At 69.6% G+C, this 14695-nt stretch carries 16 protein-coding genes; 9 read left to right on the top strand and 7 right to left on the bottom strand.

Features of this window, described 5'->3' with window-relative positions; translation table 11 throughout:
• Positions 1 to 132 precede the first annotated feature (132 nt).
• From ACFYVR_RS24600 to ACFYVR_RS24575, 6 genes are all read right to left on the bottom strand, one after another.
• Positions 133 to 912, bottom strand: a complete 780-nt coding sequence (locus tag ACFYVR_RS24600) for a sirohydrochlorin chelatase (protein WP_387478232.1) — start codon at positions 910 to 912, stop codon at positions 133 to 135.
• Between the two features lie 5 nt (positions 913 to 917).
• Positions 918 to 2204, bottom strand: a complete 1287-nt coding sequence (locus ACFYVR_RS24595; protein WP_387478229.1) for a sulfate adenylyltransferase subunit 1 — start codon at positions 2202 to 2204, stop codon at positions 918 to 920.
• A 2-nt stretch (positions 2205 to 2206) separates the two neighbouring features.
• Entirely contained in the window at positions 2207 to 3142 is a 936-nt protein-coding gene (gene cysD, locus ACFYVR_RS24590; RefSeq protein ID WP_387478226.1) for a sulfate adenylyltransferase subunit CysD, read from the bottom strand.
• Complete coding sequence (locus ACFYVR_RS24585; RefSeq protein WP_387478223.1) at positions 3139 to 3858, bottom strand: phosphoadenylyl-sulfate reductase; 720 nt, start codon at positions 3856 to 3858, stop codon at positions 3139 to 3141. The genes cysD and ACFYVR_RS24585 overlap by 4 nt, the downstream gene beginning before the upstream one ends.
• Positions 3855 to 5576, bottom strand: a complete 1722-nt coding sequence (locus ACFYVR_RS24580; RefSeq protein WP_387478220.1) for a nitrite/sulfite reductase — start codon at positions 5574 to 5576, stop codon at positions 3855 to 3857. Before ACFYVR_RS24580 ends, ACFYVR_RS24585 begins: the two co-directional genes overlap by 4 nt.
• Positions 5577 to 5715: 139 nt before the next feature.
• Positions 5716 to 5781, bottom strand: a complete 66-nt coding sequence (locus tag ACFYVR_RS24575; protein ID WP_387478244.1) for an Ms4527A family Cys-rich leader peptide — start codon at positions 5779 to 5781, stop codon at positions 5716 to 5718.
• A 156-nt stretch (positions 5782 to 5937) separates the two neighbouring features.
• On the opposite strand from ACFYVR_RS24575, the gene hemW reads away from it, so the two are divergent.
• The gene (hemW, locus tag ACFYVR_RS24570; protein ID WP_387478217.1) at positions 5938 to 7179 is read left to right on the top strand and encodes a radical SAM family heme chaperone HemW; all 1242 of its coding nucleotides are present in this window, start codon (positions 5938 to 5940) and stop codon (positions 7177 to 7179) included.
• A gap of 12 nt (positions 7180 to 7191) precedes the next feature.
• Here hemW and ACFYVR_RS24565 read toward each other — a convergent pair whose 3' ends face one another.
• On the bottom strand, positions 7192 to 7494 hold the full coding sequence (locus ACFYVR_RS24565) for a type II toxin-antitoxin system VapB family antitoxin (RefSeq protein ID WP_387478215.1): 303 nt from the start codon (positions 7492 to 7494) through the stop codon (positions 7192 to 7194).
• A 165-nt stretch (positions 7495 to 7659) separates the two neighbouring features.
• Here ACFYVR_RS24565 and hrcA point away from each other — a divergent pair, with 165 nt between their 5' ends.
• The 8 genes from hrcA to ACFYVR_RS24525 all read left to right on the top strand — a co-directional run bounded on the left by hrcA (position 7660) and on the right by ACFYVR_RS24525 (position 14576).
• On the top strand, positions 7660 to 8685 hold the full coding sequence (hrcA, locus tag ACFYVR_RS24560; protein WP_387478212.1) for a heat-inducible transcriptional repressor HrcA: 1026 nt from the start codon (positions 7660 to 7662) through the stop codon (positions 8683 to 8685).
• Between the two features lie 98 nt (positions 8686 to 8783).
• Positions 8784 to 9938: a molecular chaperone DnaJ gene (gene dnaJ, locus ACFYVR_RS24555; RefSeq protein ID WP_387478209.1), complete on the top strand. Its 1155-nt coding sequence runs from the start codon at positions 8784 to 8786 to the stop codon at positions 9936 to 9938.
• 18 nt (positions 9939 to 9956) lie between these two features.
• Complete coding sequence (locus ACFYVR_RS24550) at positions 9957 to 10718, top strand: 16S rRNA (uracil(1498)-N(3))-methyltransferase (RefSeq protein WP_387478207.1); 762 nt, start codon at positions 9957 to 9959, stop codon at positions 10716 to 10718.
• 2 nt (positions 10719 to 10720) lie between these two features.
• On the top strand, positions 10721 to 11482 hold the full coding sequence (locus ACFYVR_RS24545; protein WP_387478204.1) for an alpha/beta hydrolase family protein: 762 nt from the start codon (positions 10721 to 10723) through the stop codon (positions 11480 to 11482).
• A 299-nt stretch (positions 11483 to 11781) separates the two neighbouring features.
• Positions 11782 to 12540, top strand: a complete 759-nt coding sequence (locus tag ACFYVR_RS24540) for a PASTA domain-containing protein (RefSeq protein WP_387478201.1) — start codon at positions 11782 to 11784, stop codon at positions 12538 to 12540.
• A 141-nt stretch (positions 12541 to 12681) separates the two neighbouring features.
• On the top strand, positions 12682 to 12864 hold the full coding sequence (locus ACFYVR_RS24535) for a hypothetical protein (protein WP_387478198.1): 183 nt from the start codon (positions 12682 to 12684) through the stop codon (positions 12862 to 12864).
• Between the two features lie 216 nt (positions 12865 to 13080).
• Positions 13081 to 14028 (top strand): DUF222 domain-containing protein, encoded by a 948-nt coding sequence (locus ACFYVR_RS24530; RefSeq protein ID WP_387478195.1) that lies wholly within the window; start codon positions 13081 to 13083, stop codon positions 14026 to 14028.
• Positions 14025 to 14576 carry an HNH endonuclease signature motif containing protein gene (locus tag ACFYVR_RS24525; RefSeq protein WP_387478192.1) on the top strand — a complete coding sequence of 184 codons (552 nt, stop codon included), beginning with the start codon at positions 14025 to 14027 and terminating at the stop codon, positions 14574 to 14576. The genes ACFYVR_RS24530 and ACFYVR_RS24525 overlap by 4 nt, the downstream gene beginning before the upstream one ends.
• Positions 14577 to 14695: the final 119 nt, after the last annotated feature.

Below are 14695 nucleotides of genomic sequence, written 5' to 3'. Positions count from 1 at the left end.
GCTGCCCCTCGGACAACGAACTTCGTGCATCCATGACACCACTCCCCGGAAGTCGGAACCGAATTTCGCAGTCCAACTTCCGGGGACCAGTTCAACGAAGGCCACCTTCAGCCGCTCGAGAGGGGAGCGCGGTCAGGCGGCGCGGGCGGTGGTGAGCAGGCCGGTCCCGGCCAGGTGGCGGGCCAGCACGACCTCGACGAGGTGCGGGTGCGCGCCGATCACGTCGGCGCGCAGAGCGTCGGGCGCGATGTCGTCGACGGCGGCGTCGATGCGGTCGGTGAGCAGTCCGGGCGCCAGGAACCACGGCGCGACGACGATGCGTCTCGCGCCGGCGGCCCGCAGCCGGGAGACGGCCTCCGGCAGGGACGGTGACGTGGTCGCGAAGCACACCTCGACGCCGGACCACGCGGTCCCGGCCCGCAGTCGCGGCCCGATCGCCTCGGTCCGCAGATTCGCGTCGGCGCGGGACGAGCCGACCGCGGCGAGGACGATGCCGACGTCGGGGTCCTCGACCGCGACACCGGTGTCGGCGATGCGGTCCCGTACCGCGGAGACGAGGCGGTCGTCGTCGCCGAGCACGTCCGTCTGGACGAGGTCGAGTCCCGGATGCCGCGACCGGGCGGCCGCGAGCATGCCGGGCAGGTCGACGCGCGCGTGGAACGCGCTGCCCAGCAGCAGTGGTACCACGACCGCCGACGAATGACCTTCGGCGGCAACGGCGTCGATCACCTGGTCCACCGACGGGGCGGACAGGTCGAGGAAACACAACCGGACGTCGAGGTCCGGGCGCGACTCCCGGATCGCCGTCACGGCAGTCGTGACCGCCCGCGCGGAGCGGGGGTCACGACTGCCGTGCGCGACGAGCACCAGTGGCGGCGCCGCCGCCGCGACAAGGGGCGCGGTGGAGGCCACGAAACCTAGACCGGCTGGCCCAGCTCGACAGCGGCGATCGCGTCGCCGACGAGACCGGCGGCGAGGGTGTTGCCCCCGGCCGGGTCGATCAGCAGGAAACTGCCGGTGTGCCGGTTGACGCGGTAGTCGTCGGCGACGATCGGGTCGGCGACGCGCACCGAGATCTTGCCGATCTCGTTGAGCTCGAGCGACTCCGGGTTCTGCTCGCTGGTCAGTTCCTGCTCGTCGAACCGCTCGACGAGGCCGCCGACGATCGCCTGCGTGGTGCGGGTGCCGTGCTTGAGCAACAGTCGTGCACCGGGACGCAGCGGCTTCTCCGCCAGCCAGCACACGGTGGCCTCGAAGTCGCCGAGCGGTTCCGGAGCGTCCTGCGGGGACGCGATGGTGTCGCCGCGGGAGATGTCGACGTCGTCCGCGAGAACGAGCGTGACGCTGCGGCCCGCGTGCGCGGAGTCGAGTTCGCCGTCGGCGGTGTCGATCCGGGTGACCGTCGTGCGGATGCCGGACGGCAGCACCACGACCTCGTCGCCCGGGCGCACCTCGCCGGCCGCGATCTGGCCCGCGTAGCCGCGGTAGTCGGGGAACTCGGCGGTGCGCGGACGAATCACGTACTGCACCGGGAAACGCAGTCCCACCCGGTGCGGCTCGGCGTCGACGGGCACCGACTCGAGGTGCTCGATGAGCGTCGGACCGTCGTAGTACGGGGTGTTCTCGGAGCGCACTGCGACGTTGTCGCCGTGCAGCGCGGAGACCGGGATCTCCACGACGTCCTCGCTCGCCCAGCCCAGCGACGAGGTCAGCTCGTTGAACTCCCGCGAGATGTCGGCGAACACCGTCGCCTGATCCTCGACCAGGTCGATCTTGTTCACCGCGAGGACCAGCTTCGGCACACCGAGCAGCGCCAGCACCGCGGCGTGCTTGCGGGTCTGCGAGATGACACCCTTGCGGGCGTCGACGAGCAGGACCACCAGTTGGGCGGTGGACGCACCGGAGACGGTGTTGCGGGTGTACTGCACGTGCCCGGGCGTGTCCGCGAGGACGAAACTGCGCTTCGGCGTGGCGAAGTAGCGGTACGCCACGTCGATGGTGATGCCCTGCTCGCGCTCGGCGCGCAGGCCGTCGACGAGCAGCGACAGGTCGGGGGTGTCGAGGCCCTTGTCGACCGACGCGCGGGTGACGGCGTCGATCTGGTCGGCCAGAACGGATTTCGTGTCGTACAGCAGCCGGCCCACGAGCGTGGACTTGCCGTCGTCGACGCTGCCGGCCGTAGCCAGGCGCAACAGGTCGCTCATGATCAGAAGTAGCCCTCTCGCTTGCGGTCTTCCATGGCCGCCTCGGAAACTCGGTCGTCGCCTCGGGTGGCGCCGCGTTCGGTGAGCCGGGACGCGGCGACCTCGGCCAGGATGGCGTCGTTGTCCGCGGCCTCGGACAGCACGGCGCCGGTGGTGGAGCCGTCGCCGACGGTGCGGTAGCGCACCGACAGCGTCTGGACCTGTTCGCCTTCCCGCGGTCCGCCCCACACTCCGGACGTCATCCACATGCCGTCGCGCTGGTACACCTCGCGCTGGTGGGCGTAGTAGATGCTCGCGAGTTCGATGTTGTCGCGGGCGATGTAGCGCCAGATGTCGAGCTCGGTGAAGTTGCTCAGCGGGAAGACGCGCACCTGCTCACCGGGGGAGTGCTTGCCGTTGTACAGGTTCCACAGTTCCGGGCGCTGCTTCTTCGGATCCCAGCGGCCGAACGAGTCGCGCAGCGAGAAGATCCGCTCCTTCGCGCGGGACCGCTCCTCGTCGCGGCGGCCACCACCGAAGATCGCGTCGAAGCGGTGTTCGGCGATCGCGTCGAGCAGCGGCACGGTCTGCAGCGGGTTGCGGACGCCGTCGGGCCGCTCGGTGAGGCGGCCGTCGGCGAGGTAGTCCTCGACGCGGGCCACGTGCAGCCGCAGGTTGTACTTCTCGACCACGTGATCGCGGAAGGCGAGCACCTCGGGCAGGTTGTGGCCGGTGTCGACGTGCAGCAGCGCGAACGGGATCGGGGCCGGCCAGAAGGCCTTGATCGCCAGGTGCAGCAGCACCGTGGAGTCCTTGCCGCCGGAGAACAGGATCACCGGGCGTTCGAACTCGCCCGCGACCTCGCGGAAGATGTGGATGGCCTCCGACTCGAGCGCCGCGAGGGTGTCGAAGTCGGTGCCCGAGAGCAGCGGTCGGATGTCGGTCAGTTCAGCAGTCATGAGGCGTGCAACCCGCATTCTGTCTTGGAGTTGCCGGCCCAGCGTCCGCTGCGCGGATCGGAGCCGGGAGCTGGCTTGGAGGTGCACGGTGCGCACCCGATGGACGGATAGCCCTCGTCGACGAGCGGGTTCACGAGGATCCCGTGCTTGTCGATGTAGTTCTGCATGTCCTCGTCCGACCATGCGGCGATCGGATTGATCTTGACGAGACCGAAGGCCTCGTCGAACGAGATCAGCGGAGCGTTGGCCCGGGTCGGGGCCTCCACGCGACGGATACCCGTCACCCACGCCTTGTAACCGGCGAGGGACTTGCGCAGCGGCTCCACCTTGCGCAGCCGGCAGCACTCGTTCGGCTCACGGGCGAACAGGTCCTTGCCCAGCAGGGCCTCCTGCTCGGCGACGGACCGCTCGGCGCGGGCGTTGACAACGTTGACCCCGTACACCGCCTCGACCGCGTCGCGGGTGCCGATGGTCTCCGCGAAGTGGTAGCCGGTGTCGAGGAACAGGACGTCGACGCCCGGATGCACCTGCGCTGCAAGGTGAACCAGCACCCCGTCCTGCATGTTCGACGCGACGATGTACTGCGAACCGAAGGTGTCCTCGGTCCAGCGCAGCAGTTCCTCGGCGGAGGCACCGTCGAGGCTTGCCGCCCCCTGCGCGGCAAGGTCGCGGAGTTCGGCTTCGGTGGCGTTGGTCAGGTCGACACTCGCTGTCATCGCAGGTCCTCCTCGTCGGCGCGCACGGCCCATTCCGCGAACCGCTCGCCCTCGTTGCGGTGCTTGGCGAACTGCCGGACGACCCGCTCGATGTAGTCGCCCAGCTCCTCGCTGGTCACCTTGTGCTGGCGCAGTTTCCGGCCGAAGCCCGCGTCCAGCCCGAGGCTGCCGCCGAGGTGCACCTGGAATCCCTCGACCTGGTTGCCTGCGCCGTCGTCGACGAGCTGGCCCTTGAAACCGATGTCCGCGATCTGGGACCGGCCGCACGAGTTGGGGCAGCCGTTGATGTTGATCGTGATCGGCACGTCGAGGTCGGCGTTGATGTCGGCGAGACGCTGGTCGAGTTCGGGTGCGAGCACCTGGGAACGCTTGCGGGTCTCGACGAACGACAGCTTGCAGAATTCGATTCCGCTGCAGGCGAGCAGGTTCCGGCGCCAGTGCGACGGGCGGGCCTGCAGGCCGAGCGGTTCGAGCTCGGCGATCAGTTCCTCGACCTTGTCGTCCGCGACGTCGAGGACGATGAGCTTCTGGTACGGGGTGAAGCGGATGCGATCGGAACCGACCCGCTCGACCGCGTCGGCGACCTTTTGCAGGATCGTGCCGGACACGCGGCCGGCGATCGGGGAGAAGCCGATCGCGTTCAGGCCGTTGCGGAGCTTCTGCACGCCGATGTGGTCGATCGGTCGCGCGGGCTTCTCCGGCGCCGGTCCGTCGATCAGCTTCCGCTTCAGGTACTCGGTCTCGAGCACCTCGCGGAACTTCTCGATGCCCCAGTCCTTGATCAGGAACTTGAGCCGGGCCTTGGTGCGCAGGCGCCGGTAACCGTAGTCGCGGAAGATCGAGACGACGGCCTCCCACACGTCCGGGACCTCGTCGAGCGGCACCCACACGCCGACCCGCTGCGCGAGCATCGGGTTGGTGGACAGACCGCCGCCGACCCAGAGGTCGAGGCCGGGGCCGTGCTCGGGGTGATTGACGCCGACGAACGCGACGTCGTTGATCTCGTGCACCACGTCCTGCTGACCGGAGATGGCGGTCTTGAACTTGCGGGGCAGGTTCGAGTACGCCGGGTCGCCGATGTAGCGGCGGACGATCTCGTCGATGGCCGGGGTCGGGTCGAGGATCTCGTCGAACGACTCGCCGGCGAGGGGGGAGCCGAGGACGACGCGGGGGCAGTCGCCGCACGCCTCGGTGGTCTTGAGGCCGACCGCCTCGAGCCGCTTCCAGATCTCGGGGACGTTCTCGATCTCGATCCAGTGGTACTGGACGTTCTCGCGGTCGGACAGGTCGGCGGTGTCGCGGCCGAACTCGGTGGAGATCTCGCCGAGCGTGCGCAGCTGCTCCACGTTGAGGGCGCCGGCGTCGCAGCGGACGCGCATCATGAAGTACGGCGCCTCGAGCAGGTCGATGTTCTCGTCACCGGTGTAGGTGCCGTCGTAACCCTGCTCGCGCTGGGTGTACAGGCCCCACCAGCGCATCCGGCCGCGGAGGTCGGCCTTGTCGATGCTGTCGAAACCCTGCTTCGAGTAGATGTTCTCGATGCGGGCGCGGACGTTGAGGGGGTTGTCGTCCTTCTTGGTCTGCTCGTTGGCGTTGAGCGGCTCGCGGTAGCCGAGGGCCCACTGGCCCTCGGACCGGCGCTTCACGGGCCGCGGTGTGCGGGCACGCGGCACGGTGCCCGTATCGGCGGGCGGCGAGGAGTCGACGGACTGCGACATCAGGGGGCGCTCCAAGATCTGCTTCAGGTGGATCTGTACGGGCGCCGGTCTAGGGCGGGCATGACTGTCGAGGGGAGGGCTGTCCCCGCGTGCCCACATTCGAGACCGGCCGGGACTGGGCTGGCTGTTGAGAATGCGTCTACGCAGTACAAGGAAGACAGCAACAGCTACAGACACGCTTGAGATCGACATGGCGGCGAGCCACGAGCACAATCCCAAGTCCGGTCACGGCAACGATTGTGCCAGATCATTCCGCGCATTCCGACACCTGCGCCGACATTTCCCTGAAATCGGGGGGAAATGTGCAGGGCAGGGGGTGGTGTGGGATGGATCACTCCGGGCTCGGTGGGAGACTGGAACTGTGAGTACCCGCCTGACCGAGCCGACCGCGCGAGCCTTCGAGCTGCCCGACGATGCGCTGGACGGTGTCGGTTCGCGGCCGTTCGGGGTGTACGTCCACGTCCCCTTCTGCGCGACCCGCTGCGGATACTGCGACTTCAACACCTACACCGCGGGCGAGCTCGGGACCTCGGCGTCCCCGCAGTCCTGGCTCGAGGGTCTGCGCCGCGAACTCGACGCCGGTGCCGCGATGCTGGGCCGGCAGGGTCGCGCGGTGCCCGTGGCGCAGACGGTGTTCGTCGGGGGCGGTACCCCGTCGCTGCTCGGTGGGGAGGGGCTGGCGCAGGTGCTCGGCGCCGTCCGCTCGAGTTTCGGGCTCGCGCCCGGCGCCGAGGTGACCACCGAGTCGAATCCGGAGTCGACGTCGCCGGAGTTCTTCGCGACGATCCTCGACGCCGGGTACACCCGGGTGTCGCTGGGCATGCAGTCCGCGGCGCCGCACGTGCTGCGGGTCCTGGACCGGACGCACACGCCGGGCCGGGCGGTCGCGGCCGCCCGGGAGGCCCGCGCCGCCGGATTCGCCCACGTCAACCTGGACATGATCTACGGCACCCCCGGGGAACGGGACGAGGACCTCGACGCCACCCTCGACGCCGTGCTGTCCGCCGACGTCGACCACGTCTCTGCGTACTCGCTGATCGTCGAGGACGGCACCGCCCTGGCCCGCAAGGTGCGTCGGGGCGAGCTGCCCGCCCCCGACGACGACGTCCTGGCCGCCCGGTACGAGCGCATCGACGCGCGTCTGACGGATGCCGGTCTGCACTGGTACGAGGTGTCGAACTGGGCGAAGGACGAGGTCGACTCGGCGAGCGGAGCGACGGGGGATTCACGGTGCAGGCACAACATCGGCTACTGGGACGGCGGCGACTGGTGGGGCGCCGGCCCGGGGGCGCACAGCCACGTCGGCGGGGTGCGCTGGTGGAACGTCAAGCATCCCGCCCGCTACGCGGACGAGCTCGCGTCCGGTGTGCTGCCCGTCGCCGGCAGCGAGGTCCTGACCGCGGAGGATCGGCACGTCGAACGGGTGATGCTGGTGCTGCGCCTGCGCTCGGGGCTGCCGGTCGCGGACCTGCGCGCCGACGAGGTCGCGGCGGCGGAGCGCGTCGTCGCGGACGGTGTGCTGGACCGGGTCGGTGACCGGCTGGTCCTCACCGCGCGCGGCAGGCTGCTCGCCGACGGCGTGATCCGCGACATCCTCGGCTGAGTGCGGGGGCGGTCAGCGGATCGCGTCGTACTCGAACACCCGGGCGTGCAGGACGACGCGGTTGCGCAGTGCGGCCCGGACGGCGTGGTGGACCCCGTCCTCGAGGTAGACGACACCGTGCCACAGCACGGCGTGCGGAAACAGGTCGCCGTAGAAGGTGGAGTCCTCGGACAGCAGTCGGTCGAGTTCGAGCACCTTGGTGGTCGTGACGATTTCGTCGAGGCGGACCTGCCGCGGCGGAATCTTGGACCAGTCGCGGATCGACAGTCCGTGGTCCGGGTACGGCTTGCCGTCCCGCACACCCTTGAAAATCATCTGCCCACCGTCCGGTCATGTGTGAAAGCGCCACCACAGTAAGGCCTTCACCGGTCGTCGTCACGAGACGACTAGAATGCGGGGTGCCGGGGCGAAACGCGTGCCCGGGGTCTGTAGTGTGCCGCCGAACCGGCGGACCGGTTCCGTGAGACGGAGGTGAGGGGCATGTCGAGTACCGATGAACGACGGTTCGAGGTGCTGCGCGCAATCGTCGCCGACTACGTCGCCACGCAGGAGCCGATCGGGTCGAAGGCCCTCGTCGAACGACACAACCTCGGCGTGTCGAGTGCCACCGTCCGCAACGACATGGCGGTGCTCGAGGCGGAGGGCTACATCACGCAGCCGCACACCAGTTCGGGTCGGGTGCCGACCGACAAGGGGTACCGCGAGTTCGTCGACCGGATCGCCGAGGTCAAGCCCCTGTCGCCGGCGGAGCGGCGGGCGATCCTCGAGTTCCTCGAGTCCGGGGTCGACCTCGACGACGTGCTGCGTCGCGGCGTGCGTCTGCTGGCCCAGCTGACCCGGCAGGTCGCGGTCGTGCAGTACCCCACGCTGTCCGCGTCGTCGGTGCGTCACCTCGAGGTGGTCGCGTTGACGCCCGCACGTCTGCTGTTGGTGCTGATCACCGAATCCGGCCGGGTGGACCAGCGGATCGTGGAACTCGGCGACGTGATCGGCGACGACGACCTCGCCACCCTGCGGGCCCTGCTCGCCGGTGCGCTCGAGGGCAAGCGTCTCGCGGCGGCGTCGGTCGCGGTGTCCGAGCTGGCCGACGCGGCACCCGAGCCGCTGCGCGACGCGGTGGTGCGGACGTCGACGGTGCTGATCGAGACGCTCGTCGAGCACCCGGAGGAGCGCCTGCTGCTCGGCGGCACCGCGAACCTGACCCGCAACGCCGGCGACTTCCCCGGTTCGCTGCGGTCGGTCCTCGAGGCGCTCGAGGAGCAGGTGGTGGTGCTCAAACTGCTCGCCGCGACCAACGACGCGGGCCGCGTCACCGTCCGGATCGGCGAGGAGACGCAGGTCGAGCAGATCCGCGGTACGTCGGTGATCACCACGGGGTACGGCGCGGGTGGCAACATCTTCGGTGGCATGGGCGTGCTCGGCCCCACCCGGATGGACTACCCGGGAACAATCGCGTCCGTCGCGGCTGTTGCCCGGTACATCGGCGAGGTTCTCGCCGAGCGGTGAACTGCGCCGAGGACCCCACCGGGAGGGGCGGTCCTCACCACTTTTTCGAGTTGAGCGACATTTTCGAGTAGACGGACGACGAGGACGAGAGACGTAACGTGGCACGGGATTACTACGGACTTCTGGGTGTCTCACCCAAGGCGACCGATCAGGAGATCAAGCGGGCCTACCGCAAACTCGCCAGGGAGTTGCACCCCGACGTCAACCCGGACGAGGACGCGCAGGCGCGGTTCAAGGACATCTCCACCGCGTACGAGGTGCTGTCCGATCCCGAGAAGCGGCGCATCGTCGACCTCGGCGGCGACCCGCTCCAGCAGGGCGGCGGCGGGGCCGGTGGCTTTGGTGGCGCCGGTTTCGGTGGCGGTCTCGGCGACGTGTTCGAGGCGTTCTTCGGCGGCGGTGGCACCGGGGCGCGGCGCGGTCCGCGCGGACGGGTGCAGCCCGGCGCGGATTCGCTGCTGCGCACCAAGCTGACCCTCGAGGAGTGCGCGACCGGCGTCACCAAGCACATCACCGTCGACACCGCGATCCTCTGCGACCTGTGCACCGGCTCCGGCACCAACGGCGACTCCAAGCCGGTCACCTGCGAGACCTGCGGCGGCGCCGGTGAGGTGCAGTCCGTGCAGCGTTCGTTCCTCGGTCAGGTGATGACGGCCCGCGTCTGCCCGACCTGTCGCGGTGCCGGCGAGACCATTCCCGACCCCTGTCACAAGTGCGGCGGCGACGGCCGTGTCCGGGCCCGCCGCGACATCGCGGTCAAGGTGCCGGTCGGGGTCTCGGGCGGCATGCGGATCCGGCTGTCCTCGCAGGGTGAGGTCGGACCCGGCGGCGGCCCCTCCGGCGACCTGTACGTCGAGGTGCTCGAGCAGCAGCACGACGTGTTCGTCCGCGACGGCGACGACCTGCACTGCACGATCCGGGTCCCGATGGTCGACGCGGCGCTCGGCACCACCGTCGTCGTCGACACGATCATCGACGGCCCCACCGAGATCACCGTCGACGCGGGCACTCAGCCCGGCTCGGTGGCGGTCCTGCGCGGGCACGGCATGCCGAAGCTCAGGTCCGGTGTGCGCGGCGACGTGCACGCACACCTCGAGGTGGTCGTCCCCTCGAAGCTCGACGGCAAGCAGACCGCTGCCCTGCGCGACTTCAAGGACCTGCGCGACAAGGACCACGCCGAGGTCGTCAGCAGTGCGTCGCAACACAACGGCGGCCTGTTCTCCCGGCTGCGCGACGCGTTCAGCGGTCGCTGACGGGCGCGGCGAGATCCCATGGCCGCCACGGTGTTCTATCTCGATCCGCTGCCCGAGGTCGGGGCGATCGCCGTCCTCGACGGCAAGGAAGGCCGGCACGCGGCCACCGTCCGGCGGATCCGGGTGGGGGAGCAGCTGATGCTGGCGGACGGCCGCGGCGGGGTCGCCCGCGCGGAGGTCGTCGACGTCGGCAAGGACCGGCTCGACCTGTCGGTCACCAGTCGGGACGAGGTGCCGGTCGCGACGCCGGCGGTGACGCTCGTCCAGGCCTTGCCGAAGGCCGAACGGTCCGAGCTCGCCGTCGAATTGGCGACGGAGGCGGGCATCGACGCGATCGTGCCGTGGCAGGCCGCGCGCTGCGTCGCGAAGTGGGAGGGCGCGAAGGTCGCCAAGGGTGTTGCGCGGTGGCAGGCCGTCGCGGTCGCGGCGGCGAAACAGTCACGGCGCGCGCATGTTCCGCAGATCGCCGACCTGCACCGGACCGCGGCCGTCCTGGACCGGGTACGTGCCCTCGTCGCCGACGGCGGCGTGGCCCTGGTTCTCCACGAGTCGGCCACCGCGGAACTGGCTGCCCTGGACCTCGGGTCGGTTCCCGGGATCGTGCTCGTCGTCGGGCCGGAAGGCGGACTGTCCGAGGACGAGGTGGCCGCGCTGACCGCGGCCGGCGCGACCGCGGTTCGGCTCGGCCCGACCGTCCTGCGGACGTCGACGGCGGCGGCTGTCGCACTCGGAGCGCTCGGGGTGCTCACCGACCGCTGGTCCCAGGCCCCCCTGCAGTAGACATGGGCAGACAGAAGATCGAGTACGGCCCCGAGCCGGCGCAGTTCGGGCACCTGTACACACCCACCGGGGTCGAGGGCCCGGTACCCGTGGTCATGCTGATCCACGGCGGCTACTGGAGCGCCGACTTCCACCTCCACCTGTCGACGACGCTGGCGTCCGAGTTGGCCCGGCGCGGCGTGGCGGCGTGGAACGTCGAGTACCGGCGCGTCGGGGCGGGCGGCGGGTGGGCGGAGACCAGCGCCGACATCGAGGCCGCGCTGGCCGCGACGGCGACCCTGCTGCCCGAGCATTCGGCAGTACCGCTCGACACCGGCGACGTCCGGATCGTCGGGCACTCCGCCGGCGCTCAGCTTGCGGTATGGGTTGCCGGGCAAGAGGATTCGCGGGTTCGGCCGACCCGGGTGGTGGCGCAGGCCGGCGCCCTCGACCTCGCGTCCCGGGCGGCGACGAGGTCCGGCGGGGCGGCGCTCGAGGCCCTGTTCGGGGTGTCCTACCCGGACGACCCGCAGGTGTACAAGGCGGCGTCGCCGCTGCACCGGGTCCCGACCGGGGTGCCGACGGTGTGCATCCACGGGGTCGAGGACGTCCAGGTGCCGGTGGCCGCCAGCCGTTCCTACGTCGACGCCGCCCGCTGCGCCGGCGACCGCGCCGCCCTGTGGGAGGTGCCCGCCGAGGGACACAACGCCTTCCTCGACCGCACCACCCGCAGCTGGGCACTGACCCTCGACGCGGTCCTCGACGACGATCCGTGGACCTCCTAGGCCGAACCGGTGACCTCGACGATGTTGGCCCGCAGGTTCGGCACGGTCTTGCTTTGCGGACGTCGTCGCTGCGGATGATTGCGCTCTGCTCCCTGCCGCGTTCTTGACGGAACAGGAGAAGCGTGTGCAGTTCCCGATCCGGCTGCACGACCTGCTCACCCATGCATGGGTCCCCGCACTGAACGAGGTGGCCAAGTTCGCGGGCTTCGCAGATGATGATGTCGGACGACGCGATCGGCTACTTCGACAGGACTGCCTACGCCGTCGTCCGACGACCGTTCACGGCCACGGGAGTTCCCATGAAACGCTTCGCCCCCTATCTGCGCGTCGTCGCGGGGTTTTTCGCCGCCATCTGCCTGTGGTTGACGTTCGTCGATCTCGTGAACGGGCTGTTCGGGGATGCTCTGGTGCTGATGGTGTTCACCGCCGGCCTCGGGTATCTGGCCGTGGGCAAGCCGATTCGCGAGTACCGAGCCCAGCGTAGGTCCGCGAACGAGGCTCTCGCCGCTCGTGCGCAGGCGGGTCACGAGGCGTTCCTCGCCGGTGATCCGGCCGCGTTCGCCGCGCCGCCCCCGGAGCCCGAGAAGCGGCCGGTTCGGCGCGGCGTCCTCATTGCGATCGGCGTCGCCGCAGTGTTCGTGCTCATCGGCATCGTCAGCGATATCGGTGACGGTCTGGATGCCGAATCCGGCACGGGCACCACCACCACCGCGCGCCCGGATCCCGCGGATCCGACGACGCCGCAGGCGGCCCCCACGTCCGAAGTGGCACCGGCGACTGCGGCAACAGTGACTGCAACGCAGGCAACTGCCGCGGCTGCTGCGCCGGCGACCATGCCGAACGTGACGTGCATGAACCTCCAGGATGCGCAGGACGCGATTCAGGCTGCGGGCGTCTTCTACTCCCGCAGCCAGGATGCCACCGGTCAGGGGCGCAACCAGGTCCTCGACAGCAATTGGGTCGTCGTCGCCCAGACGCCGTCCGTCGGGAGCACTGTCACGGAAGGCGAAGCGTTGCTGTCCGTCGTCAGGATCGGCGAGCCCGGCGACTGTTCGTGACAATGCACGGGTGACAGAGTCGGTCGGATTCGAGTTGTGTCTGTCTCGGCCGTTCGAACCGCTTCGAGCACCGTGTTGAACTCCCGTTCGATGGCTTCACTGCGTGAGACCTGATGTCTGTCCGATCGGCAGGAGCACCCTGTGGCAAGCGGCATCGGCCGCGAACTGCAGTGCGCTGATCTCCGAGAGATCGTCAAGCGTGCGCTGTCGCCCGGTATCGGTCATGAAGTCTTCGGCGTGATCGCGGAAGAAGTGATGGATCAGTCGATTACGTTCGTTCACGGTTCCACGGCACAAGTCGAGGTACACAACGGATGCTACTGAGGATTTCCGGCGGTGCGCCTCGAGCAGCGGCCGACCGCATCTCGGTGCGGGGCGCCGCCGACTTACCACTGTGGCGCTGCATCAGCTTGACCGGACCCGACGGACCGGTGGATGCATTCGTCGCAGTACTCGCCAGCTTGTTCGAACGTGTGTACGATAGAACTCATGTTCGAGTCGGGGGGGGGGGCGGTGCAGGCGGGGGAGGTTGCTCCCGGTGTGCTGTCGGGTGTTCCGGAACTCGAGTGGACGGCGGTGCTGCGTGAGCGGCATGCGGGGATCGCGCGGTCGCAGTTCCTCGAGGTGGATGCGGTGGCGTCGGGGTATCTGGCTCGCTGCGCGGAGGATGCCCGGCGGGGTTGTAACGAGGCGAATCAGGGTGAGCTCGCGCGTGTGGAGGTCGGTGTGATGGTGACGGTGACCGAGTCGGTGGCGCGGCGGTGGATCGGGTTGGGGCTCGATCTTCGGTGGCGGCTGCGTGCGACGTCGGACGCGTTCTCGTCGGGTCGTATCGATCGGGCGAGGGCGCAGGCCATTTCGGATGCACTGGAGACCGTCACCGCCGAGAAGGCGGAGTTGGTGGAGCGGCTGCTTCTCGATGGGATCGATGGTGCGACAACGTCGATGATCCGCCGTGCGGCGCGCCGGTTGGTGGCGCGGCACGATCCTGCGGGTGCGAAGGCGCGGCGGGAGCAGGGTGAGGCCGATCGGGATGTGCGGTTCCGTGCGAATGACGACGGGACGTGTTCGGTGGAGGGCACGTTGCCGGGTCCGGCGGGGCAGGTGGTGGCGATGCGGCTGCGGCGGATGCGTTTCGAGGTGTGTGGGAACGATCCGCGGACATTTGCGCAGCGGCGGGCGGATGCGTTGGTGGCGTTGGCGGATGGATCGGGCCGCCTCCGGTGTCTGTGCGGTCGTGCGGACTGCGCGCAGACGGTGAGCGTGACAAGCCCGGCTCCGGGTGGTCCATCCGGCGATTCGGTTGCAGTCGCTGCCACTGCTGGTGGCGCCGGCGACGCGGCCGCCAATTCGGCGGGTCCCCAGGTCGGGGTCGTTGACGATGGGGGATCGGTCGGCGAGGCCGCGCGGACGAGAGCGTCGACTGGCAAAGTTCACGTGGTTCGCTCATGCCGCCGTTGCCGCCGGCGACGATTCATGTCTGGGTGAACCTGACGACCCTGCTCGGGCTCAACGACCTGCCCGGCTACCTGGCCGGTCACGGGTGGATCGATGCCGATCTCGCGCGGGACATAGCAGCGGACGGGACGTGGCGGAAGGTGCTGACGCTGTCCGACTCGGACCGGGAGGCGCTGCTCGACGCCCTGTGCGGCGAGGTCGGGCACGGCAAGGGTGTGGGTGCACCCGGGTCCGGCGGCGTGTCCGACGAGGTGTGGTTGTCGGGTCGCCGAATCGAAACATTGACGCACGGAACGATTCTGGGTATCGGCCGGGCGTTGACTGCCGCGGGGATCACGCCGTCGGCCATCCGCGAACGCAGCAGACGTCGACGAGAACAGCTGACGTATCGGCCGTCTCAGCGGCTGGCGGAGATCGTGCGCGCCCGGGACGGGGTCTGTCGATTCCCGGGGTGCACGGTCCGGGCGGTTTCCTGCGACATCGACCACACGGTGCCGTTCGACCACACGACCCTGCTTCGGGCGGCTGGACGGTCGAGCAGAACCTGGCGTGCCTCTGTCATCGGCACCACCGCCTGAAAACGATCGGGCGGTGGAAGGTGCGGCAGCTCGGAGGTGGGCGACTCGAATGGACCACTCCCTCTGGCGAACTCGTCGTCACGGAACCTCTCGGTGAATTCAGCGCCGACGCGACCGCA

The sequence above is a fragment of the Rhodococcus sp. NPDC003318 genome (assembly GCF_042879035.1).
In the GTDB taxonomy this organism is placed as follows: domain Bacteria; phylum Actinomycetota; class Actinomycetes; order Mycobacteriales; family Mycobacteriaceae; genus Rhodococcus_G.
This window is presented reverse-complemented; position numbering and strand designations above follow the sequence as displayed.

Excerpts from the sequence above, each read along its gene's own strand:
- ACFYVR_RS24595 (WP_387478229.1), bottom strand. The coding sequence starts at position 2,204 with ATGAGCGACCTGTTGCGCCTGGCTACGGCCGGCAGCGTCGACGACGGC.
- cysD (WP_387478226.1), bottom strand. The coding sequence starts at position 3,142 with ATGACTGCTGAACTGACCGACATCCGACCGCTGCTCTCGGGCACCGAC.
- ACFYVR_RS24585 (WP_387478223.1), bottom strand. The coding sequence starts at position 3,858 with ATGACAGCGAGTGTCGACCTGACCAACGCCACCGAAGCCGAACTCCGC.
- ACFYVR_RS24580 (WP_387478220.1), bottom strand. The coding sequence starts at position 5,576 with ATGTCGCAGTCCGTCGACTCCTCGCCGCCCGCCGATACGGGCACCGTG.
- ACFYVR_RS24565 (WP_387478215.1), bottom strand. The coding sequence starts at position 7,494 with ATGATTTTCAAGGGTGTGCGGGACGGCAAGCCGTACCCGGACCACGGA.
- hrcA (WP_387478212.1), top strand. The coding sequence starts at position 7,660 with ATGTCGAGTACCGATGAACGACGGTTCGAGGTGCTGCGCGCAATCGTC.
- ACFYVR_RS24550 (WP_387478207.1), top strand. The coding sequence starts at position 9,957 with ATGGCCGCCACGGTGTTCTATCTCGATCCGCTGCCCGAGGTCGGGGCG.
- ACFYVR_RS24545 (WP_387478204.1), top strand. The coding sequence starts at position 10,721 with ATGGGCAGACAGAAGATCGAGTACGGCCCCGAGCCGGCGCAGTTCGGG.
- ACFYVR_RS24540 (WP_387478201.1), top strand. The coding sequence starts at position 11,782 with ATGAAACGCTTCGCCCCCTATCTGCGCGTCGTCGCGGGGTTTTTCGCC.